The sequence below is a fragment of the Nocardia huaxiensis genome (assembly GCF_013744875.1).
Taxonomy (GTDB): Bacteria; Actinomycetota; Actinomycetes; order Mycobacteriales; family Mycobacteriaceae; genus Nocardia; species Nocardia huaxiensis.
Map to the genome: position 1 here is coordinate 2,370,510 of NZ_CP059399.1, position 26,161 is coordinate 2,396,670.

General features: G+C 68.7%; 26 protein-coding genes. 10 read left to right on the plus strand and 16 right to left on the minus strand.

Annotated features, from left to right (window positions below):
• Window positions 1-9 precede the first annotated feature (9 nt).
• A complete protein-coding gene (locus H0264_RS10535; RefSeq protein ID WP_181583791.1) occupies window positions 10-1,572 on the minus strand; it encodes an MDR family MFS transporter in 1,563 nt (520 codons plus the stop codon).
• A gap of 255 nt (window positions 1,573-1,827) precedes the next feature.
• Complete coding sequence (locus H0264_RS10540; RefSeq protein WP_181583792.1) at window positions 1,828-2,409, minus strand: TetR/AcrR family transcriptional regulator; 582 nt, start codon at window positions 2,407-2,409, stop codon at window positions 1,828-1,830.
• A 112-nt stretch (window positions 2,410-2,521) separates the two neighbouring features.
• Here H0264_RS10540 and H0264_RS10545 point away from each other — a divergent pair, with 112 nt between their 5' ends.
• Window positions 2,522-3,562: a beta-ketoacyl-ACP synthase III gene (locus H0264_RS10545; protein WP_181583793.1), complete on the plus strand. Its 1,041-nt coding sequence runs from the start codon at window positions 2,522-2,524 to the stop codon at window positions 3,560-3,562.
• Here H0264_RS10545 and H0264_RS10550 read toward each other — a convergent pair.
• From H0264_RS10550 to H0264_RS10575, 6 genes are all read right to left on the minus strand, one after another.
• A complete protein-coding gene (locus H0264_RS10550) occupies window positions 3,520-4,305 on the minus strand; it encodes a TetR/AcrR family transcriptional regulator (RefSeq protein ID WP_181583794.1) in 786 nt (261 codons plus the stop codon). The genes H0264_RS10545 and H0264_RS10550 overlap by 43 nt on opposite strands.
• Window positions 4,306-4,312: 7 nt before the next feature.
• A complete protein-coding gene (locus H0264_RS10555; protein WP_181583795.1) occupies window positions 4,313-5,836 on the minus strand; it encodes a cytochrome P450 in 1,524 nt (507 codons plus the stop codon).
• A gap of 136 nt (window positions 5,837-5,972) precedes the next feature.
• Complete coding sequence (locus H0264_RS10560; RefSeq protein WP_231083195.1) at window positions 5,973-7,094, minus strand: metallophosphoesterase; 1,122 nt, start codon at window positions 7,092-7,094, stop codon at window positions 5,973-5,975.
• A 134-nt stretch (window positions 7,095-7,228) separates the two neighbouring features.
• Window positions 7,229-8,395, minus strand: coding sequence for an MFS transporter (locus H0264_RS10565; protein ID WP_181583796.1), 1,167 nt, complete (start codon window positions 8,393-8,395; stop codon window positions 7,229-7,231).
• A gap of 52 nt (window positions 8,396-8,447) precedes the next feature.
• On the minus strand, window positions 8,448-9,074 hold the full coding sequence (locus tag H0264_RS10570) for a pyridoxamine 5'-phosphate oxidase family protein (RefSeq protein ID WP_181583797.1): 627 nt from the start codon (window positions 9,072-9,074) through the stop codon (window positions 8,448-8,450).
• A gap of 11 nt (window positions 9,075-9,085) precedes the next feature.
• On the minus strand, window positions 9,086-9,646 hold the full coding sequence (locus H0264_RS10575) for an NADPH-dependent FMN reductase (protein ID WP_181583798.1): 561 nt from the start codon (window positions 9,644-9,646) through the stop codon (window positions 9,086-9,088).
• A 251-nt stretch (window positions 9,647-9,897) separates the two neighbouring features.
• Here H0264_RS10575 and H0264_RS10580 point away from each other — a divergent pair, with 251 nt between their 5' ends.
• Window positions 9,898-10,992: an AraC family transcriptional regulator gene (locus tag H0264_RS10580; RefSeq protein WP_181583799.1), complete on the plus strand. Its 1,095-nt coding sequence runs from the start codon at window positions 9,898-9,900 to the stop codon at window positions 10,990-10,992.
• On the opposite strand, the gene H0264_RS38525 is transcribed toward H0264_RS10580, so the two are convergent.
• From H0264_RS38525 to H0264_RS10595, 3 genes are all read right to left on the minus strand, one after another.
• Window positions 10,965-11,777, minus strand: a complete 813-nt coding sequence (locus H0264_RS38525; RefSeq protein WP_244976153.1) for an NUDIX domain-containing protein — start codon at window positions 11,775-11,777, stop codon at window positions 10,965-10,967. The genes H0264_RS10580 and H0264_RS38525 overlap by 28 nt on opposite strands.
• 88 nt (window positions 11,778-11,865) lie before the next feature.
• On the minus strand, window positions 11,866-12,345 hold the full coding sequence (locus H0264_RS10590; protein ID WP_181583800.1) for a hypothetical protein: 480 nt from the start codon (window positions 12,343-12,345) through the stop codon (window positions 11,866-11,868).
• On the minus strand, window positions 12,342-13,589 hold the full coding sequence (locus tag H0264_RS10595) for an NsdA family TPR-like regulatory protein (protein WP_220139962.1): 1,248 nt from the start codon (window positions 13,587-13,589) through the stop codon (window positions 12,342-12,344). Before H0264_RS10595 ends, H0264_RS10590 begins: the two co-directional genes overlap by 4 nt.
• 191 nt (window positions 13,590-13,780) lie before the next feature.
• On the opposite strand from H0264_RS10595, the gene H0264_RS10600 reads away from it, so the two are divergent.
• The 4 genes from H0264_RS10600 to H0264_RS10615 all read left to right on the plus strand — a co-directional run bounded on the left by H0264_RS10600 (window position 13,781) and on the right by H0264_RS10615 (window position 17,355).
• The gene (locus H0264_RS10600) at window positions 13,781-14,116 is read left to right on the plus strand and encodes a hypothetical protein (RefSeq protein WP_181583801.1); all 336 of its coding nucleotides are present in this window, start codon (window positions 13,781-13,783) and stop codon (window positions 14,114-14,116) included.
• Between the two features lie 114 nt (window positions 14,117-14,230).
• Window positions 14,231-15,139 (plus strand): hypothetical protein, encoded by a 909-nt coding sequence (locus H0264_RS10605; RefSeq protein ID WP_181583802.1) that lies wholly within the window; start codon window positions 14,231-14,233, stop codon window positions 15,137-15,139.
• Window positions 15,140-15,265: 126 nt separating this feature from the next.
• Window positions 15,266-16,405 (plus strand): BTAD domain-containing putative transcriptional regulator, encoded by a 1,140-nt coding sequence (locus tag H0264_RS10610; RefSeq protein WP_181583803.1) that lies wholly within the window; start codon window positions 15,266-15,268, stop codon window positions 16,403-16,405.
• A gap of 62 nt (window positions 16,406-16,467) precedes the next feature.
• Window positions 16,468-17,355, plus strand: a complete 888-nt coding sequence (locus H0264_RS10615; RefSeq protein ID WP_181583804.1) for a hypothetical protein — start codon at window positions 16,468-16,470, stop codon at window positions 17,353-17,355.
• Here H0264_RS10615 and H0264_RS10620 read toward each other — a convergent pair.
• Window positions 17,352-18,194, minus strand: a complete 843-nt coding sequence (locus tag H0264_RS10620) for a DUF1266 domain-containing protein (protein WP_181583805.1) — start codon at window positions 18,192-18,194, stop codon at window positions 17,352-17,354. The genes H0264_RS10615 and H0264_RS10620 overlap by 4 nt on opposite strands.
• A gap of 106 nt (window positions 18,195-18,300) precedes the next feature.
• On the opposite strand from H0264_RS10620, the gene H0264_RS10625 reads away from it, so the two are divergent.
• Complete coding sequence (locus tag H0264_RS10625; protein WP_181583806.1) at window positions 18,301-19,536, plus strand: cytochrome P450; 1,236 nt, start codon at window positions 18,301-18,303, stop codon at window positions 19,534-19,536.
• 76 nt (window positions 19,537-19,612) lie between these two features.
• Window positions 19,613-20,182 (plus strand): TetR/AcrR family transcriptional regulator, encoded by a 570-nt coding sequence (locus H0264_RS10630; RefSeq protein WP_181583807.1) that lies wholly within the window; start codon window positions 19,613-19,615, stop codon window positions 20,180-20,182.
• On the opposite strand, the gene H0264_RS10635 is transcribed toward H0264_RS10630, so the two are convergent.
• Entirely contained in the window at window positions 20,183-20,953 is a 771-nt protein-coding gene (locus tag H0264_RS10635) for an SDR family NAD(P)-dependent oxidoreductase (RefSeq protein WP_181583808.1), read from the minus strand.
• 83 nt (window positions 20,954-21,036) lie between these two features.
• On the opposite strand from H0264_RS10635, the gene H0264_RS10640 reads away from it, so the two are divergent.
• Entirely contained in the window at window positions 21,037-21,633 is a 597-nt protein-coding gene (locus tag H0264_RS10640; protein ID WP_181583809.1) for a TetR/AcrR family transcriptional regulator, read from the plus strand.
• On the opposite strand, the gene H0264_RS10645 is transcribed toward H0264_RS10640, so the two are convergent.
• Both H0264_RS10645 and H0264_RS10650 read right to left on the minus strand, forming a co-directional pair.
• A complete protein-coding gene (locus tag H0264_RS10645; RefSeq protein WP_181583810.1) occupies window positions 21,622-22,548 on the minus strand; it encodes an alpha/beta hydrolase in 927 nt (308 codons plus the stop codon). The two genes, H0264_RS10640 and H0264_RS10645, sit on opposite strands and share 12 nt — an antisense overlap.
• The gene (locus H0264_RS10650; protein ID WP_181583811.1) at window positions 22,545-24,020 is read right to left on the minus strand and encodes a flavin-containing monooxygenase; all 1,476 of its coding nucleotides are present in this window, start codon (window positions 24,018-24,020) and stop codon (window positions 22,545-22,547) included. The genes H0264_RS10645 and H0264_RS10650 overlap by 4 nt, the downstream gene beginning before the upstream one ends.
• A 140-nt stretch (window positions 24,021-24,160) precedes the next feature.
• Between H0264_RS10650 and H0264_RS10655 the strand changes: the two genes are divergently transcribed.
• A complete protein-coding gene (locus H0264_RS10655) occupies window positions 24,161-25,201 on the plus strand; it encodes an NAD(P)-dependent alcohol dehydrogenase (RefSeq protein WP_181583812.1) in 1,041 nt (346 codons plus the stop codon).
• Window position 25,202: 1 nt separating this feature from the next.
• Here the strand turns inward: H0264_RS10655 and H0264_RS10660 are convergent, their stop codons facing one another.
• On the minus strand, window positions 25,203-26,141 hold the full coding sequence (locus H0264_RS10660; RefSeq protein ID WP_181583813.1) for an alpha/beta fold hydrolase: 939 nt from the start codon (window positions 26,139-26,141) through the stop codon (window positions 25,203-25,205).
• Window positions 26,142-26,161: the final 20 nt, after the last annotated feature.

Below are 26,161 nucleotides of genomic sequence, written 5' to 3' on the forward strand. Positions count from 1 at the left end.
ACGGTGCGATCAGTCCTTCACGAGTTCGGTCTTCTTCAGTTCGGTTTCCAGCTCGGCGTCGAGATCGGCGTCGGCGGTGGGGATTTCGCCGCCGTGCTCACCGCCGTGGCCGCCGCCGTGCGGGTTGTCGGACCGGCTCGGCAGCAGCACCGCCATGACGATCACGACCACCGACAGCACGGCCGAGACCGCGAACGCGATCTTCATACCGCTCAGCATGGCCTCGTTCGGCGCGATGCCGTCCTTGACCAGATCGGTGGTGCGGGCCGACATGATGGTGACCACCAGCGCGGTACCGAAGGCCGCCGCCACCTGCTGCAGGGTGCCCAGCATGGAGCTGCCGTGCGAGTACAGGTTCATCGGCAGCGCGCCCAGACCCAGGGTGAACACCGGGGTGAAGGCCGCGGCCAGGCCGACCATGAGCAGCACGTGCAGACCCAGCAGGGCCGCGTACGGCATGTTCGCGGAGATCAGCGTGAATCCGGCCAGCGACGCCGTGATGGCGATGGAACCCGGAATCACCAGCACCCGGCCACCGAAGCGGTCGAAGATCTTGCCGACGGTCGGGCCGAGCAGACCCATGGCCAGACCACCCGGCATGACCAGCAGACCGGTCTGCAGCGGATCCAGGCCGCGCAGGTTCTGCAGGTACAGCGGCAGCAGGATCATCGAGCCCATCATGGCCATGAAGGCGATGGACATGAGCACCAGCGCCTTGGTGTAGGTGCCGGCCAGCAGGACGCGCAGGTCCAGCAGCGGAGTCGAGGTGCGCTGCAGCGAGATCTGACGGAACGCGAAGGCCGCGATCAGCGCCGCGCCGGCGGCCACGATCAGCGCCGGGGTGGTCCAGTTGTCGGTCTCGAAGTGGCTCAGGCCGTACACCAGGCTGCCGAAACCGAGCGCCGCGAGCACCACGGACAGCCAGTCGATGGAGCCCGACTGCGGTTCGCCGACATTCTCCAGCTTGCGCAGACCGAACCAGGTGACCGCCGCGGCGATCGGCAGCACCAGCACGAACAGCCAGCGCCACGGGGAGATGGTGTCCTTCATGCCGTCACCGGCCTTGAGTACCAGGCCGGAGATGACCGGGCCCATGGCCGGGGCGACCGAGATGGCCAGGGTGACATTGCCCATCACCTTGCCGCGGTCCTGTTCCGGCACGACGGTCATGAGGGTGGTCATGAGCAGCGGCATCATGACCGCGGTGCCGCCGGCCTGCACGACGCGGCCCACGAGCAGCACCGCGAAGTTCGGCGCGACCGCACACAGCGCGGTGCCGGCCAGGAAGGTGACCATGGCGATGAGGTAGGCCCGCCGGGTCGAGACCCGCTGCAGGAACCAGCCGGTCACCGGGATGACCGCCGCCATGGTGAGCATGAAGGCGGTGGACACCCACTGTGCCGTGCGCTCGGTGATCTCGAGATCGTGGATCAGCGTGGGAATCGCGTTGATCATGATGGTCTCGTTGAGAATCACCACGAAGGTCGCGAGCACCAGTAGGCGGATGACGGTCGGCGTCCGCCCACCGACCGGTTTATCCCCGGTTTCTAGAGCGGATGAGTCGGCGCGCATCGATGTCCTCCGAAGCGTTCGTGAGCGAGATTTCGACGTGTGGATCGATGGCGAGCCGCTGTGATCGCATTCCCGCCGCCACACGAGAACAGACGGGATCGTCAGGCTCAACTCATCGGTCGCGCGTAAGTATTCCGGCTCACACCGACAGGAAGCACTGGGTTTTCCGCCCGGAGGGGATTGATACCCGGATGAATTCGCCTGCTCACCAGGGCTTCTCACCCGGGTGCCGAATCCCCAGTGAGCCTGATCACGTCAATGGTGCTTCAGGTGGTGCCGCAGCAGCACCGACAGCTGGGCGCGCGCGTCGTCGAACGGATGACTCGATTTGAGGGCGCGGCTCTGCACGATCGCGCCCTCGATGACCGACAGCAGGAATCCGGACAGCGAGCACGCGGTGGCGCGGTCGACGCCGACCGAGACGAGCCCGTCCGCGAGCCGGGCCGTCCATTCGGCGAACGCCTGCCCGGCCGTGGACTGCAGCGACGGATCGAGTTCGTCCAGTGCCGCGGCCATCATGAACGAGCCCGCGCGGTAGTCGCTGGATTCGAGTTGCAGCCGCCAGAAGGCGAGCAGTTCGTCGAGCCACTGTTCCACCGAGCGCGCGTCGGGCAGTGCGTCGGCGGTGCGGCTGATGTGCGAATACACCAGTCTTGACACGATTTTGGCCGCGGTCTCCACGAGTTCGCCCTTGCCTGAAGGAAAGTGCTGGTAGAGCGAATTCCGGGAGGCATTGCTGCGTTTGAGTAGCTCGCTGAGCCCGGCGGCGTGCACGCCGTGTTCCTGCACCGTGGCGATGGTGCTCGCGATCAATCGGGCGCGGGGTCCCGCCGCCATGGAAACTCCTCCAACCGTTGTGTGAACAGTTTGCCGGGCTCTTGTGTGAACCGATCGGTCCATGTTAGACGTATTCTAAGTGAACCGATCGGTTCATATGGAGAGGATCGTCGTGCCCGCAGAAATCGCCACCGCAGCACCCGTGGCCCATGCGGCCCTGCTCGGGCTCGGGGTCTACCGGCCCCGCCGGGTCGTGCCCAATGCCGAGATCATCGACAAGATCGACTCCTCGGACGAGTGGATCCGCACCCGATCCGGCATCGCCGCGCGCGGCTGGGCCGACGCGGACGAGACCATCGTCGGCATGAGCGTGGCCGCCTCGAAGGACGCACTCGCCGCCGCGGGCATCACCGCGGAGCAGATCGACGCGGTCGTGCTGGCCACCTCCTCGCAGATGGTGCTGGGCCCCTCGGCCGGCGCGGTGGTCGCCACCGAACTCGGCATGCACGACACCGCCGCCTTCGACGTCTCGGCCGGATGCGCCGGGTTCTGCTACGCGCTCGGCAACGCGGCGAGCCTGATCCGCGCGGGCCAGGCGCGGCATGTGCTGGTGATCGGCGTGGAGCGGCTCTCGGATCTGCTCGACACCTCCGATCGCACCTGCGCGTTCATCTTCGCCGACGGCGCGGGCGCGGTCGTGGTGGGACCGGGGGAGACCGAGGGCGTCGGCCCGGTCGCCTGGGGCTCGGACGGCAGCCAGACCGATGCCATCAAGCAGGACAAGGATTTTCAGCAGTACTTCGCGGAGGTCGCGGCCGCCGAGGCGGCCGGTGGCAGCACGGTGCGGCCCTACATCCGGATGAACGGCACCGCCGTATTCCGCTGGGCCGTCACGTTTCTGGAGAAGGCGTGCCGGGACGCGCTGGACAAGGCCGGGATCAAGGCCGAAGATCTGGACGCCTTCGTGCCGCACCAGGCCAATATCCGCATCACCGAGGCGCTGGTGCGCACCCTCGGCATTCCGGAAACCGTCGCGGTGGCAAGGGATATCGTCGAAACCGGCAATACCAGCGCCGCCTCTATCCCCATGGCCATGGAACAGCTGCTGCGCTCGGGCGAGTCCAAGCCGGGCGATACCGCCCTGCTGCTGGGCTTCGGTGCGGGTCTGGCCTATGCGGGCCAGGTGGTGCGCTTGCCCGCCCTGTCGAGCTGATCCGCTGCGGCGGAGAGGAGTTCGCTCATCATGGTCGCGGTGGTGGCCGTGCGGTCGAAGCGGTAGCCGAGATCGGTGGTGAAACCGTCGAACAGATGCCAGACGGAGGTCGCGAGCAGACGTGCGATCTCCTCTGTGCTGCGGGAGCCGGAATCCCTCGGCGCGATCACGTATTCGTTGATCACGCCCTCGACCAGGCCGATGATGCCGTGGGACAGCGGCCGGAACGGTTCGGTGTCGATGCCGAGAATCGCCGAGACCGCGGTGAATCGCTCCCACAGCGCATCGGCCAGCCGTCGCCGTCCGACGGTCAGGCCGGAATCCGGTGCGCTGTAACCGTGTAGCCGCCCGCCCTGTTCGAAGCGATACAGGTTGGGATGCTCGGCAGCCCAGTCGACCACCGTGCGCATGATGCCGAGCAGGGTCTCCTCGGCGGTCTTGCCGGGTTCCAGCACCATGACGGATTCGAACCGCTCGAACGAGGTGTCCATGATGTACGCGCGGATGCGGGCATCCAGATCCTCGCGATTGTCGAACTGACGGTAGACCACCGAACGCGCCAGACCGGCGCGCTCGGCGATCTGCTGAATGGAGATGTCCGCGCCGGGCTCGTTCTCTTCGAGCAGTTCCACCGCGGCCCGCAGGATCCGGTCCTGGCGGGCCGAATTGTGCTCACTCCACCGGCGTTCCCCGGACCGCTTGCGGCGACCCCTCAGGTCGGAATGCAGGTGGTGGTGGCTCACAGGCCGACTATACGGCCCGGTCGGCGGGCGTCGATTCCGGCAGAAAGCGGGGGCGCATGAGCAACGGGGCATCCGGCCCGCCGGTGAAGGAGAACTGCCGGCGCACGCGCTCACCGGAGACCGCCTCGAACCTCAGGTGCTGGGCGAAGGTGGCGACCACCAGGGTGGCCTCCATGCTCGCGAAACCCGAAGCGACGCACATGCGTTTGCCCGCGCCGAAGGGAAGGTGGGCCCGTTTCTGTTCGCGCTGAACGATTTCCGGAAGGAAACGGCTCGGATCGAATTCGTCGGGCCGCTCCCACACGCCGCTATGGTGGTGCACGGAGTCGATCATGATCGCGATCGTGGTGCCGGGGTCGATCCGGTAGCCGCCGATCTCGTCGTAATCCTTGGCGGTGCGGGCCAATCCGATGACGGGCGGCAGCATGCGCATGGTCTCGGCGATGACCGCCTGGGTCCACGGCAGCCGGTCCAGGTCGGCGGCGGTGGCGGGGCGGGCGCCCAGGGCGGAGTCGACCTCGTCGTAGAGCCGGCGGCGGGCGTCCGGATTCTCGGCCAGCAGCTGCCACACCCACGTCAGAGCCGTTGCGGTGGTTTCCATTCCGGCGCCCATGAAGGTCATGAGCTCGTCGTGGATCTCCTGATCGCTGTAGCGGTAGCCGGTTTCGGGATCGGAGGCGTCCATGAGCAGAGCGAGCAGATTGTCCTTGCGGTCGATCCGGCCGCTGCGATGATCGGCGATCAGATCGTCCACCACGCGTTCCACCTGCACGAGATCGCGCATGGCCTGGGGATAGATCGCCCAGCCGAGTGTGCGCATGACGCGAATCGCCCAGCGGGAGTTGGCCGGATCGCCGTCCTTGCCGCCGCGTGCGTGCAGCCGGACCGCGAGATTGTGCAGGGGATGGCTGGAATTGCTGAGAAACCCCCGGCCGAAGAAGCGCAGCAGCCGTGACAGCACCACCTCGGACATGGGGCCGGTGATATCGGTGCCGAACATGGTGCGCGCGGTGACATCCAGGGTCAGCCTGTTCATTTCGACGTTCACATCCACCGCGCCGCCGTCCGCGGTCGAACCCGCGATGCGCTTGATCGCGTCCTGCGCGGCCTCGACCATCACCGGCGCGAAGCCGTCCACATTGCGCTTACCGAAGATCGGCTGCACCAGGCGTCGATTGCGTTGCCACTGTTCGTCGTTCAGGTCGGTGACCAAGCCGCGGCCGAAGGCGACGGCGAGCATGTCGTACTCGGGGCTCTTCATGTAGTTGTTCTGGTTGCTCACCAGCACATGGCGGGCCAGTTGCGGGCTGCGCAGCACCACGAACTTCTTGAAGGGCAGGCGCGCGACGATCACATCGTCGGCGCCGGGCAGGCTCGTCAGGTACTCGATGACGGTGTGATCGCGTAGCCGGGGGAGCAGCCCGATGGCCATGCGCATGGATTCCGCCCAGCTGACCGGCGTGTTGTGCCAGCGAATGAAGGTGGGCGCCCACTTCGGGGGGTGCAGTGTGGAGTCGATTTCAACGGCCATAGCCCGTTCCTCGTCCATCTCGATGTGCAGCACATGGGACGTTCCGTCTCATTAAATGTAATGAGACACCATGACCCAGTCAATGAGCAGAAGAAAGCCGCCCACCTCGGGGAGATGGGCGGCTGTCGAAGTGGTTTCAGGCCGAGCGCAGGGTGAGCACCGTGATCTCGCTCGGCGCGAACACCCGCAGCTGCGGGCCCCAGAAGCCGGTGCCGCGGCTGGTGTAGAGCTGGGTGCCGCCGTGCCAGGACAGCCCGGCCACCACCGGCTGCTCCAGCCGGACCAGATAGTGGAAGGGCCAGATCTGCCCGCCGTGCGTGTGACCCGAGATCTGCAGGGCCACACCGGCCGCCGAGGCGTCGGCGACCTGGCGCGGCTGATGGGCCAGCAGCACCACCGGGTCCGCCGGATTCGCCCCTGCCAGAGCGGCTTTCAGGTCGGGGCCGTGGCCGGGCAGGCTGGTGCCGGTCGGATCGTTGATGCCCGCCATGACCAGCCGGTCGCCGCCGCGGGTGAGGGTTTCGTGCCGATTGAGCATGGGCTGCCAGCCCAGTGACGCCATGTGGTCGACCCAGCCCTGCGCGTCGCCGAAGTACTCGTGATTGCCGGTGATGTAGAAACGGCCGAGCGGGGCCTCGATCTTGCCGAGCGGATCCACCTGCGGATGCCGTTTCGCCACCGAGCCGTCCGCGAGATCGCCCGCGTGGCAGGCGATATCGGGCTCGAGCGAATTGACGACCTCGACCACCTTCTCCGACCAGCGCAGCCGGTTCAGCGCGGCGTAGTGGGTGTCGGTGATGACCACCATGCGCAGGCCGTCGAGGGCCGGGCCGAGGCCGCGGATCGGAACATCCAGGGTGCGGACGCGGGGCACGCGCCGCGCCTCGGCGATGCCGTAGGCGACCAGGGCCGCGCTCACCGCCAGCACGCCGATCGCGACGATGCGGGAGCGGGCCGGATCGTCCACTCCGGCCACGAGCAGGCCGAGGCCGGCGATATTGCCGAGCAGCGACCAGCTGAACAGCACCCACATCACGCCGAGCAGGGTGTCGCCGATGATCGAGGCCGGATCCGATTGCGCGGGGCCGTGGCCCAGGAACATGGCCGCGGGCAGCGTCAGGTAACCGAGCAGGAAGACCGCCGACCCGATCCAGAAGGCCGCGCCGGCCATGGTCGCGCCGACCAGCGTCCACCACGGCAGCGCGAACAACAGGGCGGGAATCGCCAGCATGAGGACGATGCGGGGAACGTATTTCAAGGCGATTCCTCGAGGAGGGCGGGTGCGGCGTGTGGCTCCCCCTGCCCGACGCCTCGGATGCCATCGACGATAACAGCGACGGCGGTACCGGAGGAGGTACCGCCGTTTCGCTCTGTGCGAACGAAGCCGCTGGTTCAGCCCGCCAGCGCCGGTTCCGGGCGCTGGACCCGGGCGGGAGTCAGCAGCGCCAGCGCGGCGAGGCTGAAGAGCAGGCCGAGCGCGAAGTAGCCGCGGTAGCTGTCGGTGAGGGCGTGAATCAGGCTCGCCACGCCCAGACCGGCGGCCGCCGACAACTGGTGGATCACCCAGGCGGGCGACAGTGTGCGGCCCATGTGCGCCGGGTCCAGGCCGCGCGACAGGATGGCCATGGTGAGTGGCACCACGGGGAAGGAAGCCGCGCCGAACAGCAGCGCCACCGCGATCAGCACTTCCGGTCCGGGAACCAGCACCGCCAGGGCCAGGGCCACGACGCGCACGACATACAGTGCGCGCAAAAGGTTTTCGGGTGGATGTGTGCGCAGCAGCCGCACCATGGCGGCGGAGGTCAGACCGGCCGCGAGGGCTGCCAAGGCCACCAGGCGGCCCGCGCCGGAGACCGTCCACTCGTTCTCGGCGGCATGCTCGGGCAGCATGAGAATGACGACATACAGTGTCGCGGAATGCAATCCGAAGGAGAGCAGGACCCTGCCGCGGCCCGCCAGCGACTCGCCGCGGCCGGGGACGCGCGCCGCGGCTCCCGGGCAGCGCGGCAGCCAGAACCAGAGTCCGACGGTCATGGCCAGGCCCACCGCGCCCAGCAGCGCGAAGGTGCCGCGCACGCCGATCGGATCGAACAGGGCGGTGGCGGCCCACGGCGTGATCAGCTGTCCCACATTGATTCCGAGCGCGGCGCGCGCCAGCGACGGCCCGGCCTTGTCACCGTGCACGCGGCCGATGAGCGTGGTCACCGTCAGGGTGGAGGAGGCGGCGAAGCCGATGCCGCCGAGCAGCATGTACGCGGCGACGAACTCCCAGGTTCGGGTAACCACCGACAGCACAAGGTAACTCGACGAGATCAGGGTCAGGCCGCCGATGAGCACCCGCTTCGGCCCGATGCTGTCCAGCAGTCGCCCGATGGGCTGCTGCACGAGACCGGTGACGGTGGTCCCCAGCGCGGCCGCGACCGCCAGCGCCGTGGCGCTCACGCCGTACGATGCGGCGGTGGGCGCGAAGAACACGCCCATGGTGAAGTTCAATCCGAATGACACGGTCATGGCCGCCAGGCCCGCCCACGCGATCTGTTCGCGGCGCATCGACGTCATCTCCCAACTGAGGACATAGGGGTTCTCCGCGCCCTGACGGCGGCGGGTCGAACTAGCTCTGTGTGGTGAATTGCGCACGCAGGCGCGCGTTCTCGCGTTCGAGTTCGGCGACGCGGTCGTGCAGGGTCTGCACCGCGTCGAGGACTTCCTCGCGCGGGTACAGCTCGGGGATGTGTTGGCTGCAATTCCAGTCGAAGGCTTCCACCTCGATCAGGACCGCGCGTTCGAGCCGGGCTCGGTAGTCCGGAATCGCCAGGGCGGCAATAAGATCCGGATCTTCGGACGCTTCGACCGCGCGCGCCCGGCCGAAGATCTTCAGCCGGGCCTTGGCGGCGTAGTCCATGAGGAACAGCGCCACCCGGTCGTCGTGGTCGAGATTGCCGCGGCTGATGTACTGCTTGTTGCCGGCGAAATCGGCGAAACCCAGTGTGCGGGAGTCGATTACCTTCAGGAAGCCGCGCGGGCCGCCGCGATGCTGGATGTAGGGCCAGCCGCTGTCGCCGACGGTCGCGAGGTAGAAGCTGTCGCGTTCACCGATGAACCAGGACTCCTGCTCGCCGATCGTGTCGGCCACCGCGGGGACCGCCGCCATGCGCTCGTAGCTGCGCAGACTGCCGTGGGTGCGCTGATGTGCGCGAACGGATTCGGTGAACGCGATCTGCGCGTAATGCCCGGTCATGGTGTCCTCCGCTAGCGGTCGATCTTGGCGGCCAGGGCGTCGAGCAGGCCGTGCAGCAGGTCGATGGTGGTCTCGTCGACGAGGTTGCCGTTCTCGTCGAAACGTTCGTGCGAGCGGAAGGCGATGACCTCCGGCTTCACCACGATGTCGCTCTCGGTCCAGACGAAGACCTGGCGCAGGGCCAGTTGTGCACGGACGGAACCGAACTGGGTGGGGGCGGCGCCCATGATGGCGATGGGCTTGCGGTGCAGCGGCAGGCCCTCGGTCTTGGTCCAGTCGGTACTGACCCAGTCGATGGCGTTCTTGAGCACGCCCGGGATGGAGTAGTTGAATTCCGGGGTGGCGATGAGCAGGCCGTCGGCCTCGGTGATGCGCCGGCGCAGGTCGGCCACGGCCGCGGGGCGGTTGGCCGGGGTGTCGAGATCCATGTCGTACGGCGGGATTTCGCGCAGGCCCTCGTAGATGTCGATGTCGAGGCCATTGCTGAACTTCTGCGCCGCCCGCAGCAGCGCGGTGTTGTGCGAGTCCGCGCGGAGGCTGCCGGAGATGGCGAGGATCTTGTGGTTGGTCATGTGCGGTGGCCCGTCCTTCTCAGGTGTGGATGCGTCGGCGTCTAACCGATGTAATAGCGATCAACGGTTAGATGCACCGGTTGATTCCCGGCCCGGACGAGATTTCTTGCGGGAGTTCCGCGCCCGGGTGGGTGCGCGAACTGAATCTATGGGCGCCATGTGCTGCGGCCGGGGGCTCTACGCGTCATTCTGGGGACTGCACACGCCAAACCGACCAGTTGGAAGTACCCCTTGCTCACTATGCTGCGCCGATGATCGAAGGCACCCTCCCTGCGCGGACCATCGCCTTGATCCGGACCACCGCCCTGCGGGTCGGCGTCACACCCGCACACCTCGCGGCAGTCGCGGGATTGGATCCCGCCGACCTGGACGATGACCTGCTGCGCGTACCGACCGAATCGGCCTGGCGCATCTGGGAACTCATCGACGCGGCCGCCGGGCCCGGATCCGGCCTGGCCGCCACGGCCGGCGCCGAATTCGGCGGGCTCAGCGCCTGGGACTATCTGTTCAGCAGTGGCGCCACCCTCGCTGACAGTCTGCGCACCATCGTCGAATTGCGCGCCATCGTCACCGACCCGGCCGTGAGCTGGGAGGTGATCGAGGACGGCGGGCTGCTGATCATGCGCGAACGGACCGCCATCGAACCCGAGCCGGTGCTCGCACCCGTCGAGGAATTCGTGCTCTCACTCGTGCTGCGCCGCATTCGCGAAGCCACCCGGCAACTCGTGGTGCCCATCCGGGTCGGCTTCTCGCACCATGCCACCGAACGGTACCGCTGGCTGGTCGACGAATTCGGCACCAGCCGCATCGAATTCGGGGTGCCGCATGCGCAACTCACCTTCCTCGACGTCGGGACCCTGCCCACCGGCGCGGATCCGCATCTGGGCCGCGTCATGCGCCAGTACGTCGAACTGACGCTGGCCTCGTCCCGTGCCATCCCCGACTGGCACGAGAAGCTCCGCCACGCCATCTCCGCCGCCCTGCGCCGCGGCGACCTCGACCTCGACGGCGTGGCCCGCCGCCTCGCCGTGAGCCCCCGCACCCTGCAGCGCCGCCTGCACGAGATGAACTCCAGCTGGCGCAAGGAGGTCGAAACCGTCCGCTACGAACAGTCCCTGGATCTGTTGCGCGGCACCACACTTCCGATCCAGTCGGTGGCGGCCCGCCTCGGCTACACCGATGCTCGCGCCCTGCGCCGCGCCTTCCACCGCTGGACCGGACAGACCCCCGACGCCTTCCGCCGGGAACTCGCCTCGGCGGCAGGGGGTTTGCTCACCGAGGGGATGATCCCGAACAGCTCCACCCGGCTGGGCGGGGATCAGGTCGGGTCACGGTCGGTGACCTGATGCGGCCGGAGCAGTATCTGATCGGATGGCCGCTGGTAGAAGGGAATCGGGTCACTGGTGATCCGGGCCGTGCGCGTGGTCGGAGCGCCGGAGCGGTACAGCCAGATGAAGCCCTGCGGGCCCAGGTCGACCGTGCGCGGCAGCGCGGCAGCCACGCGGTCGTCCACCTCGGTCGTTCCGGAAGATGCTGGAGCGAAAGGGATTTCGGTGAGGCTGTCCGGCGGACCCGGTACGCGGGCGCGGTGGGTTTCGGCGCCGGCCGGGTCGTGTGATCGCGCGTCCGGCATGGGAGATTCACCGGCGGTGAGATAGACGGGGCGGGCGCGCAGGTGCGGCCAGGCCGCCTGGAAGTCGGGGTGGAGTCGCAAGGTGGGGACGTCTGCTTCGGGAACCCAGCGCAGGGCGAGGGTTTCGTGGTCCGGCCGAGTGCGGAGCGGGGCCGGGGCGTCGGCCACGACGGTGGTGTAGGTCCAGCCGCCCAAGGCCGTCGTGGTGATTCGCTCGCCGCGCACGGTGATTCGGCGCGGGTCGATCGCCGCTTCCTCCCAGGCTTCGCGCAGGGCCGCTTCGACCGCGGTCTCGTGACTGTCCCGGGCGCCGCCGGGGATGGTCCAGGTGCGGCGGGTGGCGGCGCGGCCCTGGGCGCGGAGCTGGAGGAGGACCGCGGTGCGGCCGGAATCGTCGAGGGGGGTGCGCAGGAGCAGGCCGGCGGCGCCGTGGCGGCCCCAGTGGCGGATGCCCTCGAGGTCGCGGAACCAGCCGTTGCCGTCACCCCGCATGGTCATGCCCTCCCGCCGACGTCGCGAGCGCTCGGTGGCCGGGCGGCCGCGTTCTGTCGTATCCGATCAGAAAACACGGTGCCTGGGAAGGGTTTCAGGGGCGGGTGGCGCCGGGCGGCCAGATGACGGTGAGCGGGAGGCCGCGGGCGCGGGCGGCGCCCACCACGTCGGCGGTGCCGCCGTAGCCGCGGGCGGGCTTGCCGTCCCACACCGCGAGGAGTTCGTCGGACAGGTCGAGCATGCGGAGGCTGCCCGCCTGGTGGGCGCGGGAGTTGGATTCGGTGTGGTCGAGTTCGATCACCTCGGTGGCGGCAGCCAGCAGGTGGTCGTAGACCGGGTGATGGGTGGCGGGCAGACTCTCACGGTAGCCGTGGGCCGGGACGACCGCGATGAGGCGGCCGCCCGCATCCAGGATCGCCTGGGCGAAAAGGGAATCCGGGCCGTCGGCCAGACAGCTCACGCCGGTGAGGCCGGTGTCCGCGCGTTCGGCGATGGCCAGGCGCAGGGCCGCGTCCACGCGCGTGAGGGTGTCGGGTGGGAGGCCGCGATGTCCCGTGATGGCGAGGCGCGTCATTGCTCATCTCGTCCGTAGAGGGTGGCGAGCGCGTCGTCGAGGGCTCGCGCCTCTATGGTGTGCACGGGCAGTGCGGCTCGGAAAGTCCTCGCGGTGCGGGTGATTCGTTCGCTGTGATAGGTCAATCCGACCGTGACCGCCTCGGCGGCCAGCGCGCACCCGCCCTCGATGTCCCCGCTGCGGGCCAGCACCTGCGCGTGCTCCACCTTCGCCAGGGCGCGCGGCTTCTCGGCGATGAGGGCGGTGGCGGCCAGTTCGAACGCCGTCCGGGCGGCGCGATTGTCGCCCAGCCGGGCCAGGGCGCTGGCCTGATAGCGCGCGGCCTTGGTGGCGTCGAAGGCGAAGACCCACGGCCACTGCGGTTCTCCGCGCTGACGTTCCACCAGGCGTTCCGCGCGCCGCAGCGCGGCGAGGGAACCGGCGCGATCCCCGGTGGCGGCGTACGCCACCGCCAGCAGCGAGGACATCCAGGCCCCGGCGCTGTCGGGCGTATCGGGCCCCAATTGCGCCGCGGCGGTGCGCAGCAGCGTGAGACCGGCACGCCCGTCACCCATTTCGACGGCGTAGTGGCCGAGGCTCGCGGTCATGTACGACACCAGCAACGGATGATGCGTGCGCTCCGCGTGCCGGATGGCCTCGATGTAGCGCCGCCGCGCCGCCGCGTCGTCGCCGCGATCCGCCGCCAACCAGGCTGCGAGCCCGGCGATTTCGGAGAGCACCCGGAAGCCGCTGGAAGTTCGCAGCCGATCCCGCACCACCCCGGACACCAGGTTCAGGTGCGCGTCGACCACCGGCGCCAGCCGATCCGACGGCACCGAGGACTCCATACGCCGATAGTTCGCGGTCGGCCCGGCCATGGTCTCGACGAGCCCGGATTCCGTTGGCGCGGAATTGGCCAGCACCGCGCCCGTGCCCACCACGAGTGCGCTGGAGAGGAACTGCTTGCGGTTCACGCTCTCGTCATCCGTGGCCCGGCGGGGCGCCGCGAACCCCAATTCGGTATCGGTCGCCACATTCAGCACCGCCCGCAGCGCGGCGCGGTAATGCTTTCTCGGCCACGTCGTTTCGCCTCGCTCCCACTTGCCGATATGTCGTTCGTCGACGGCGCCCCGCTTGCCGGTGGCCCGGAGTACGTGGTCGTTGACGGCCTCGGCCAACTCCCGGCGGGTCATCGATTGGCCGGGCGATCCGGGCGACTCCAGGCGCGACCGCGCCTCGACGAGCAGATCGTTGCGGTCGGTCACGGCATGCGGCCTCTCTGCTGGACCTCTCCCGAGAATAGGCTTTCCACGGATTTGCCGTGCCGTCACGACCCTTGTTTGCCCAATACTTTCCCCATCACACACCGTCGATCACGCGGGCGCGCGCGACGTAGGTTGAAGCCAGCACCCGGCGCCGGGCGCACTCCACAGGCAGCGATCCTCGAGGGATAGCCATGACACCGGAACCCAGTGCGATCGGATGGTTGCGGAGCGATGTTTCCGGAGACCTGCGGGACTGGGACGAGGGCCGAATTCGTTGGCTCGCCAAGAAACTCGGATACGACCTGCGCAGGACGGTGGTCTTCGATCATCGGACCGATCGGCCCCTGCACCGGCTGCGGCTGCTGGTCTCGCGGCTCGAGGTGGACGCGGTGATCGTGCCCAGCGCAGGGCATTTCGACGGCGGGCGGGTGCCGGCGGATCTGGTGGCGGCCGCCGATGTGATCACGGTGTCGCCGGAACAGACGTATGCCCGCTATGCCACCGGGCTGCTGCCCGGAATGGATTGAGGCGGCCGAGGACAGGGTGACCCAGCTCACTCCGGTTTAATCTTGCCGATACCCCTAGGGGGTATGTAACTTCGTCTCTGCAAGAGAACGAAAACGGTTGAGAGAGGCCGAGAGATGACCACCAACGCGCACGCCGCCCACCATAACCACGCCGCTCACGCCGACCACACCGGCCATGGCGACCACGCGGCGCACGGTGCCCACGAAGCCCATGCGGGACACGGCAATCACGCCGGGCACGGTGCGCACGCGGCCCACGCCGAGCACGATGCCCACGCCGGACACGACGCCCATGCCGGACACGGCGGCGGGCTGCCGGGCGGCCTGCAGATCACCCAGGACGGGTACACCCTGGAGCTGGCCGAGAACGTCGCTCGCCCAGGCGAAATCGACTTCCGCTTCCGCATCCTCGGCCCGGACGGCAAGCCCGTCACCGAGTTCGACGCCATCCACGACAAGGAACTGCACCTCATCGTGGCGCGGCGCGAGCTCACCGGCTTCTGGCACGTGCACCCCGAACTCGCCGCCGACGGCACCTGGTCGGTCGAGCTGAACCTCCCCGAGGCGGGTGCGTACCGGGTCTTCACCGACATCAACCCCACCGCCCTCGGCAAAACCATCACTCTCGGAGCCGATTTCGCCCTCGCCGGCGCCTACGACCCGCAGCCGGTCCCCGCCGCCGCCCGCACCACCGTCATCGACGATTACGAGGTGGCGCTCGACGGTGAGCTCGTCCCCGGTGAGGGCCGCCTGGTCACCCTCACGGTCCGCAAGGACGGCGTCCCCGTCACCGACCTCCAGCCGTACCTCGCGGCCTTCGGTCACCTGGTGATCCTGCGTGCCGGCGACCTCGCCTACGTCCACGTCCACCCGAACGGCGAGCCCGGCGACGGCATCACCGCCCCCGGCCCGGACATCGCCTTCCACACCGTCGTCCCCGGCCCCGGCACCTACCGCCTGTTCCTGGACTTCAAGCACGGCGACGTGGTCCGCACCGCCGCCTTCACCCTCGCCACCGCCTAGCCCGCCCGCGGCAACGCCCCGCCCGATGTGACGACCTGGATCAACCATGGAATTCACCTGGGCGGGGAGTGGGGGGAACATTAAAGTGACTGCTGACAAACGTGGGCCGGTCCGAGGAGTTCCATGATGGCCGAGGTGCGGGCTCAGCTGGGAGTGCTCGGCCCGGTGCAGCTCACCATCGACGGGGTGGAGCAGCCGCTGGGTGGTCCCAAGCAGCGGGCGGTGCTGGCCTACCTGACAATTCATGCCAACCGCCCGGTCTCTGTCGACGCCCTGGCCACCGCCGTCTGGGAGGAGAATCAGCCTCCGGACGTCCGGGTCAGCCTGCACGCCATCGTCTCCAACCTGCGCAAACCCTTGCGCGACGGCGGAATCGACGCCCGCAACACCCTCCAGCACATGGGCACCGGCTACCGCATCGTCGTGGACGACTCGGCCTGCGATGTCTTCCGCTTCCGCGCCCGCCGCGAGAACGGCCTGCGCGCCCTGGCCGCCGGTCGTTTCGCCGCCGCGAGTTCGGCCCTGTCCGACGCTCTCGCGCAATGGCGCGGGCCCGTCCTGTCGGACCTGCGCGGCCTGGGCTTCGCCGACGCCTACGCGGTGGCCCTCGACGACGAACGCATCGGCGTCATCGAGGCCCGCGCCGAAGCCGATATCGCGCAGGGTCGCGCCGAAGCCGTCATCGCCGAACTCGCCCTGCTGGTGCGGGAACACCCGCTGCGCGAATCGCTGTGGGAGCAGCTGATCACCGCGCTGTACCTGGCCGGCCGGCAATCCGACGCCCTCGATGCCACTCGCCGCCTGCGCACCACGCTCGCCGATGAGCTCGGCATCGATCCGGGGCACCGCATTCGCGAGCTCGAGGCCCGCATCCTGCGCCAGGACCCGCTCACCCTGCGCGCCGCCGGGCAGGCGTCGGCGACCCGCGCCACCACCATCGTCGACCGCAGCTGGCATGAGCCGCACGCGATTCTGCGTGATCGGGCGGGCAATGTGTATCCGCTGGTCGGCACCGTCACCCGGATAGGCCGCCTGTCCGACAACGACATCGCGCTGCCCGACGGCCGGGTCAGCCGGCACCACGCGATCATCGCCGACAACGAACTCACCTATGTGCTCAAGGATCTGAACTCCTCGAACGGCGTCTTCGTCGACGGCACCCGCGTGGTCGACAGCGCCGTGCTCTCCGATGGCGCGGTGGTGCGCATCGGCGACACCGAACTCACCTTCGTGCTCGTGCGCGTGGGCAATGGCGAAAAGCCCTGAGCGACGGCTCGGTAGGATTTGCTGCGGGACGGCCACGGGGGCCGGGCGGGAGGTGAGTGGCGGTGCTGGAGGTCTGGGGGCGCAAGGTCGCGGTCAGATACGACGGCGGGCGGGTGGTCACCCAGCCGCTGCAGGCCGACGACGAAGTGGCGCTCGACGTGCCGGTCGCCGAATTGCGGCGGGCCCGGATCGCTACCACCGAGGACGGGCGCATCGCGGTCCTGCTGTACTTCCGGTCGCCGGACTACGTGGTGAACGGGGTTCCCGCACAGCATCATCCGGTGCCGGTATTCCTCGAACCGGAGCGGCGCGAGCAGGCCGCCGAACTGGTGCGCGCCATCGAGAAGGACCTGCTGGGACTGCATCGCGTCTTCCAGCCGCGGCCGGATTTCACGGTGCCGCCGCTGCTGCTGTCGCCGCACGGTCCCATGCGCGAGGATGTCACGCGGGCGGCGCAGCGAATGCGGTTCGCGGGCCATTCGATTCGCGAGATCACCGCGCTGCAGCAGCTGGCGCGCGGGGACGAGTACGTGCTGGAACTGGCGCAGGCCGCCTACGAGCGGACACCCGGACTGGTCGCGATCACCACCCTGCGTTTGCTGTTCGTCTGCGCCGCAACGGTGTACGAGTTGCCGGTCGCGGCGCTGGACCGGGCGGAGGTGGTGGATCCGGCCGCGCCCGGTGCGGTCGCGACCCTGAAGGTGCAGGCCGGACCCGCCGAGCTGGAGTTCATCGATTGGGAGCCGGTCGATTTCGCGCGGGTCGCGCAGGCGTTGCGGCTGGCGGTCGACATCGAGCACGTGGACGGTTCGGTCCTCGCGTCCCGGCCGTCCTCGGTGGATCTCTTCGCGGAATGGCAGCTGCTGGTGGAGCGCCGTCGCCTGGGCATGGTCGAGGATGAACCGTTTCAGCGCCAGGCCGTCGGCATCATGATCGCCATGGGTGGCTAGAAGACCGGCGTATCCGGGTGCAGCGCCACCCGCCGCCACGGGCTCGACGGGCGGACGAGCAAGCCGTGCAACATGTTCCGGCGCTCCTCGATCTGGTCCTTGGCGGCCGCGAGATCCCGGGTCGCGGCCCAGAAGATCGCCCCGGTGAAGAACCCCGTCGAGAACTGACGCCAATTGCGATAGTGCTGTTGCGCCTGGTCGAGGGCGGCGAGCAGATGCTCCCACGCCTCGTCCTCGGTCAGATAGCCGGCGGTGCAGGCGGAGCGGGCGATGAAACCGACGCGGGCCAGATCCCAGGCCGTGGCATCGGTATTGAGGGGTTGCGGCAGCCCGTCGGTGATGCCCAGTTTGATGGCCTGCAACCACGCGTCGTAATCGCGGTCGAGGCCGGAAGCGCCTTCGTACCCACGGAATTTCGAGAGCGTGTGCAGGAAGTCGCGGTGCTCGGAGGCGATGCTGGTGCGGTCGGGGCGATAGGTTTCCGCGGCCGCCGCCGTGGCCAGCGGGTGGATCACCGTGAACAACGGCGCGTGCATGCCGGCGAGCAGGCGGCGGATGGTGTCGCGGGCGTCGTCGGCATTGTCGACGCCCCACGCCTCGTGCAGGCCCTCGATGGTGGCCTCGCGCCGGGTGTCGGTGCGGCCGGGCAGTTCCGGCAGGAAGGCGACGGTGTCGTTGTAGGCGCCCCAGCTGCGGCCGTAGTAGGCGCCGATGGCGAGCGCGCGAATGCGGTCCTCGGAGATCGTCGCACCCGACCATTCGTCCGGTTCCGAATTCGCTTCGGGCAGGGGAAACCCGGTGATGCCCGGCAGATTTCCCGGTATGGCGGCGTCGACCACCACTGACCCCCTCGAGCGTTGATCCGATGTCCGGTGGGAATCCTACCGAGCAGTCGCACTGAAACGTGTTCTAGACATATTGGTCGATTTGTCTTACCGTCGATTCATGAGTTCAACGGCGTCTCAGCGAGTGCGGTTCGAATTGCGGTCGGGGGAGACCTGGCGCGACCCGTGGCCCATGTATTCGGCACTGCGGGAACAGGATCCGGTGCACCGGGTGGTTCCCGACGCCCGTCCCGAACACGACTTCTACGTGCTGTCCCGGCATGCCGACGTGTACGCGGCGGCACGTGATCCCGAGACGTTCTCCTCGGCCTCCGGGCTCACCGTCGACTACGTCGGCCTGGAGCGCGCGGGCGTCGGACAGCACCGGCCGTTCGTATTCATGGACCCGCCCGAGCACACCGACTTCCGGCGGCGGGTGTCGCCGGGATTCACTCCACGCCAGGTGAATTCGGTCGAACCCGAGGTGCGTGCGTTCGTGGTCGAGCGCATCGAGCGACTGCGCGCCGCGGGCGAGGGCGATATCGTCGCCGAGCTCTTCAAACCGCTGCCGACCATGGTCGTCGCCCACTACCTCGGGGTGCCGGAAGCCGATCGCGGCAAGTTCGATGTGTGGACCGAGGCCATCGTCGGCGGCGCGGTCGCCGGAGCCGGCATCACCGGCGGTGGCCAGGACGCCATGACCGCCGTCGGCGAACTGCTCGGCTACTTCACCGAATTGATCGCCCGCCGCCGCGTCGAACCCGGCGACGACACCATCTCGCACCTGCTGGCCTCCGGACTCGGCGCCGACGGCGACAATGACGGCCTGATCGCCATGCTGGGCTTCGCCTTCACCATGATCACCGGCGGAAACGACACCACCACAGGCAATCTCGGCGGCGCGGTGCAGCTGCTCACCGCCCACCCCGAGCAGCGGCGGCTGCTGATCGACACCCCGGCCCTCATCCCCGAGGCCGTCGAGGAATTCCTCCGCATGACCTCACCGGTGCAGGGCCTGGCCCGCACCACCACCCGCGAGGTCACCCTGCACGACACCACCATCCCCGCGGGCCGCCGCGTCCTGCTCCTCTACGCCTCCGCCAATCGCGACGACCGCGAATTCGGTCCCACCGCCGCCGAACTCGACGTCCGCCGCAATCCGAAACGCATCATGACCTTCAGCCACGGCCACCATCACTGCCTCGGCGCGGCCGCCGCCCGCATGCAGGCCCGCGTCGCGCTCGAGGAACTGCTCGCCCGCTGCCCCGACTTCACCGTCGACCTCGCCAATGTCCGCTGGTCCCAGGGCAATTACGTCCGCTGGCCGGTCTCCGTGCCCTTCCGCGCACGCGCGTGAGACCCGGTGTCCCGGGTGCCGCCAACGCCGCCGGCCCCGGGATACCGCATGATCGAGCAGGATTGGAGGAGGAAGCATGAGTCGTGACTGGCTCGCCGACGACCGCGCGGACCTGGCTGCCCAGCGCATCCTGGACGCGGCCGCGGAACTGTTCGCCGAACGCGGCGTGAGCAATGTCGGCATGGCCGATATCGCCAAGGCCGCGGGCTGCTCCCGCGCCACCCTCTACCGCTACTTCGACAACCGCCACGCCGTTCGCCTGGCCTTCGTCCACCGCGAAACCCGCCGCATCGCAGCCGAAGTCATGCGCCGGGTGCGCGACATCCCCGACCCCGCCGACCGCGCGGTCACCGCCATGCTCACCGCCGTCCGCGAAGTCCGCGCCGAACCCCTCCTCATAGCCTGGTTCCGCGCCGGCGAATCCGGCCCCGCCGGCCGCATCAGCCAGGACTCCGCCGTCATCGAAGCCATCGCCGCGGGCCTGTTCACCCCGACCGAACTCCCCGACCCCGACCGAACCCGCCTGGGCCGCTGGCTCACCCGCATCATCGTCTCCCTGCTGGCCTCCCCGGGCCGCGACGACGCCGACGAACGCGCCATGCTCGAAGAATTCATCGCCCCCGCCGTAACCCGCGCCTTCGCGTGATCACTGGCCGCCGATGGCGGTGACGCCGCCGTCGACGGTGAGGTGGGTGCCGGTGATGAAGGAGGCTTCGTCGCTCAGGAGGAAGCGGACTGCTCGGGCCACCTCTTCGGGGGCGCCGAGGCGGTGGAAGACCGAGCGTGACGCCTCCTGGGCGATGATCTCCTCGGGGATATTGGTGCGCATCATCGGGGTGTCGATGTAGCCGGGGCAGATGGCGTTCACGCGGACGCCGCTGCTGCCCAGTTGGTGGGCGAGGGCACGGGTCAGGCCGAGGAGACCCGCTTTCGACGAGCAGTACGCGGGGATGAAGGCTTGGCCGATGAAGGCTTCGATGGAGGAGATGCCGACGATCGCCGAACCCGGATTGCCTTGCAGGTCGGGAAGAATGGCCTGGGTGATCAGGGCTTGGGCGCGGAGGTTCACATCCAGCACGGCATCCCATTTATCGGCGTCGAGGTAGCCGATCGGTTCGGCGCGCACCACGCCTGCGGCGTGAACCAGGCCGCCTATGCCGCCCATGACTTTCCGGGCCGGAGCCACGGCGGCTTCGACGGCGGCGGTGTCGGTGACGTCTATGCCGACGCCCAGCGCGGCCACGCCGTACTTATCGGTGATCGCGGCGGCTGCGGTTGCGGCCGCCGCACCGGCCAGGTCCCACAGGGTGACCGGGCGGCCCACCTCGGCCAGGGCGTACGCGCAGGCCAGGCCGATGCCCGACGCGCCGCCGGTGACTATGACACCGGTCGAGGGGGAGTGATCGAGGGCGGGCATGAATCCTCCTGGGGATCGGAGTGTTTCGGGGCGGAAGCCGGGCGCGTGTGAGCGCGCGGCGACGGGCGAGTCAGAATGTGCGCATGTCCTCGCATGTCCCGGCCACCTTCACGACCGTGCATCCGCTGTCGGACAGTCAGCGCGAGCGCAGGCAGCGGTTGCTCACCGCCGCGCGTGACCTGGCGGCTACCGGCGGGTATGCGGCGGTGACCATGCATGCGGTCGCCGACAGCGCGCAATTGGCCAGGGCCACCGTGTACCGGTACTTCGGCAGCAAGGATCAGTTGCTCACGGCGGTCGGGGCGGAGTGGGCGCGGGAGGTCACGGCGGCGTGGGAGTCGCACGATGTGCCGGGGCGGCCGGCCGAGCGGGTGGCCACCCTGCTGACCGAGATCATCGATCGGACGGCGGCGGAACTGCCGCTGTGCTCGGCGGTGGTGTCGGCGATCATCTCGGGGGATCCGACGGCCGAGGGGGAGCGGCGCGGGCTGTACGGACTGTGGATGGGGCGGTTCGACGAAATCCTCGAGGAGGCGGTGGCCGCCGAGGATCGGGCCGAAATCGATTACCTGCTGGGGCAATTGCTGTTGGCGGCCTTCACCAGCATGTGCATGCTCGGGCAATCGCCCGAGCAGGTGCGGAACATGATGGTGGGGGCCGCGCACCGGTTACTGCCCTGACCGGTAGCCGGTGTGGTGACCGTAGACGGCTTCGGCGAGCATGCGGGAGAAATCGTGCACGGCCTCGCGAGCCGGTCGCATGGGCATGGCGTGGAAGACGTGCCACAGGTTGCGATACTCGCGGTGACGCAGGGGCACACCGGATTTCGCGGCACGGGCGGCGAATCGGCGGGCGTCTCCAGCCAGGAGATCGTCCCCGGCGGAATGCAGCACCATGGGCGGCAGGCCGGTCAGGTCCCGGTTGACCGGAGACAGTGCGCGGCGCTCCGGTTCCGGGACACCCGGTAGATAGGCGTCCATGAACCGGGCCATGAGCTCCGGTGTGAGCAGCGGTTCACGGCTCGGATCACAGTGGAACGCTTCGGAATCCGTGGAGAAGTCCAGTACCGGACAGAGCAGGCCGAGGATCGCCGGAGCCGGTAGATGCCGGTCGCGCAACCGCTGCGCCAGATCGAGGGCGAGCGTGCCGCCGGCCGAATCACCCACCACCGCAATGCGTTCGGCCGGAATCCCGCGATCCAGCAGCGCCTGATACGCCTCCACGGTGTCCTCGACGGCCGCCGGGTACGGATGCTCGGGCGCCAGCCGGTAATCCAGCGCGTACACCGTGGTCCGCATGGCAGCGGCGATCCCGCCGCTGAGCGGCCGCACCATCTGCGGCGCACCGATCACGAAGCCGCTGCCGTGCAGGTACAGCACCGCCGCATCGGCGGGAGCCGCACGCGGCGTGAGGATTTCAGCCGGAACGCTGCCGACCCGGCCGTTGTCCACCCGCACCTCACGTGGTGCGCGGGCATACCGGGTGCCCGCCACCACCCGGGCGCGCACCCGCTCCCACTCGGGTGCGGGCCCGAACCACCAGCGGCCGTAGATCCGGGATAGGAAGCGCCACAGGGCAACCGACACGACGGTCATCTCCGCTCCAGCTCATAGTCGACCGGATCGGGCGTGCTGCGTATGAGTTTCTCGTACCGGCTCGGTGTCCACGGCCACAGCTCCGGCAGCCCGTCCTTGCCCAGATACCAGCTCTGGCAGCCGGTGGTCCACACCGTGCTCGGCGCGGCCGCCCGCATGCGCGCGTTGTAGCGATCGGTGGCCGCCCGGGTGGGTGCGACGGTATCGAATTCCCCGGCCTGCCAGCGCTGCAACCACCCGACAATGCGCGCAGCCTGCGCCTCGGCCACCGCCGTGAGCGGATGATTGGCGAATGGGCTGTGCGGTCCGATGAGCATGAAGAAATTCGGGAAGTCCGGCATCATGACGCCCTCGAAGGCGCGCGGCCCCTCGGCCCACGCCTCATCGAGGGTCCGCCCGGCGGTCCCGGTGATCCCCATCGGCCGCATGAACGCGTGCGAGTCGAATCCCGTTGCCAGCACCAGCATGTCGAGCTCGTGCAAAACCCCGTCGGTGGTGACGACACCCTCGGCCCGCACCCGGTCGATACCCTCGGTCACCAGCTGCACGTCCGGTCGCTGCACGGCGGTGTAGAACCGGTCCGACACCACCAGCCGCTTGCACATGGCCTGATAGTCGGGGGTCAGCTTGCGCCGCAGCTGCGGATCCCGCACCTGTCGCAGATTCCGCGCCACCACCCACTGAATGAGCCGGCGCACCCGGCCCGGATGCACCAGTCCCTGCGAAAAGATCTCGAAGACAGTCCGATTGAACCCGTAGGCGATCCGCCCCAGCGCCGGCGCCCGCCGGTACGCCGCCTTCGCCAGCCGCGAGTAGGGCCGATTCACCGTCGGCAGAATCCACTGCGCGGTGCGCTGGAACATGACGACCTTCGGCACCTGCCCCGCCAGCGCGCTCACCAGCTGGGTCCCGGTCGACCCGGTTCCGATGACGCCGATTCGCTTGCCGGACAGCTCGATCGAGTGATCCCAGCGCGCCGAGTGCACCACCGGTCCCGCGAAATCCCGCAGCCCCGCAATGTCCGGCCGGTTCGGATGATGCAGGAATCCCGTTGCGCACAACACGAAGTCGAAGCGCTCCACATCCCCGTCGGCGGTGGTGACCCGCCACGCCCCGGCCTCGAACTCCGCGCCCTTCACCTCGGCGCCGAACCGGGTCTTTCCGTGCAGCCCGTGCGACCGCGCCACTCCGACCAGGTAGTCCTTGATCTCCGGTCCGGTCGAATACAGCTGCGACCATTCGGGATTCATGGCGAAGGTGAACTGGTAGTACCGCGACGGCACATCGCACACCAGCCCCGGATAGGTGTTGTCGCGCCAGGTGCCGCCGAAGTCGGCGGCCTTCTCGTAGACGGTGAAGTCGGTGAATCCGGCCCGCTGCAAGGCGATCGCCATGCAGATGCCGGAGATTCCGGCGCCCACGACGGCGATCCGCGGTTGACCGGGCGGGCGGCGCGACTCTGCGGAACTCATGGGACGGCAGCCTAGACTCGAGTCTCATTTTTCGGAGCGCTTTGAAAAACATCGTTAGACGTTCTGTCATTCGCTAGACACAGTGTAAAGCGACAGCTATCGTGTGCGCCAGATCACAAGCGCGAACTGCAAGGATTCCCATGCGAGCACTCCAGTGGACCGGCCCGGAAACGGTGGAGGTCAACGACATTCCGGTGCCCGAGATCGGGCCCACCGACCTGCTCATCCGGGTCGGCGCCGCCGGTGTCTGCCACTCCGACCTGACCCTGGTCAACTTCCCCATCCGCTTGCGCGAGGACCCGCTCACCCTGGGCCACGAGATCGCCGGAACCATCGAGGCCATCGGTTCCGAGGTCACCGGTCGCGATATCGGCGAGCGCGGCGTGGTGTACCTGTTCTGGACCTGCGGCACCTGCCGCGAATGCGTGAGCGGCAATGAGAACGTCTGCCTCGCGGCCGGACGCGTGGCCATGCCGCCGTGCCCCGGCCTCACCATCGAGGGCGGCATGGCCGAGTACGTGCGCGTTCCGGCGAGCACCTTCGTGCCGATCGGCGACCTCGACTTCCTGCAGGCCGCACCGGTCGCCGATGCGGCGCTCACCGCCTATCACGCGATCCGCGGCGCCAAGGAGGCCCTGCGTCCCGGCGGCACCGCGGTGGCCATCGGCATCGGCGGGCTCGGGCACGTGGCCGTGCAGATCCTGAACGCGATCAGTGGCGTGCGCGTCGTGGCCGTCGACGTGGCCCCCGAGAAACTCGATTTGGCCGCGAAATGCGGTGCGGACCTTGGGATTCTGGCAGGTGACGACGCCGCGAAGCAGATCCTCGACCTGACCGGCGGGCGCGGCGCGGATGCGGTGTTCGACTTCGTCGGCGTGGACGCCACCGCCAAGCTCGCCGTCGAGACGGTCGCGCCCAATGGCGCCTATCGCATGGTCGGAATCGGCGGCGGCGCACCGGAAATCACCGCCGGACCGGCCGGCGGGCCCGGCTGGCCGTGGGGCGCCTCGGTGCGAAAGTCGCTGGGCGGCACCCGAAGTGACCTGCACGACTGCGTCGCCCTCGCCCAGGCCGGCAAGATCCACATGGAGGTCGAGCGCTTCGACCTGAAGGACGGCCCGGACGCCCTGCAGCGCCTGGACAAGGGCCAGATCCGCGGGCGCGCGGTGCTCGTGCCCTGATTCAGTTGCCGCCCGGCTCGATCTCCGACAGGAAGGTCCGCAGCCGGGCGGTGATCTGGTCGGGGTATTCGCCGGTAATGGCGTGGCTCGCATCGGGCCACAGTTCGACCTGCGCGTCCGGCATCAGCTTTCGCGCGTTCTTCGCCATCCGCTTGGCATTGTGAATGATGCTGCGCCCGGCGAAGACGGCCAGGAGCGGCGCCTTGATGCCGGAAAGCTGTGCGGCCGAAGGCTTCTTCACCATCGGCAGGAACGAGGCGAAGTCCTTCATGCCCGACGCGATGAGCTTGCCCACCGGCATGTTCTCCGGCGCTGCGACACCCCCGGAGATCCAGCTCAGCAGTTTGCCGCGCCACTTGTCCGGCATGCCCGGCAGCACCGCGCCCAGCGACACCACGATCGATTTCCAGCTGATCCCGCCGAAGACGAACGGCGGATCGAGCACGGTCAGCGAGGCCACCCGATCCGGATGGTGCACAGCGAGATTCACCGCCGACCAGCCACCGATCGACGCACCCAGGACATGCACGGGACCGGGTTCGAGGACCCGGAGCGCCTCGGCGAGCCACTCGGCCTGATCGGCGTCACCCTCGAGCGGCGCGGACTGCACACTCAGCCCCGGCTCACCGAGCAGGTCCAGGGTGATCACCGGGCGCACCGCGATCAAGCCGGGCAGGTTGTCCGCCCACATCGGCGTCGCCGCCTGACGGCCCGGCAGTACGACCAGCGGCGTCCCCGGACCCGATCCGAACCGGTAGGCCCGCACCGTCCCGAACCGTGTCGGCACATCCACGGACTCGACCGGCGGCGGCAGCAGATCGAATCCCTCCTGGTAGGCGCTGCGGTAGCGCTTGTACCCCGCGTTGTCGCGGAAGTAGCCGATGCGCTTGCCCTTCCACTTGGGGCCCACATTGTGTTCGGGAAACTCGACGGCCGTCATCCTTCGAGCATCCCCCACTT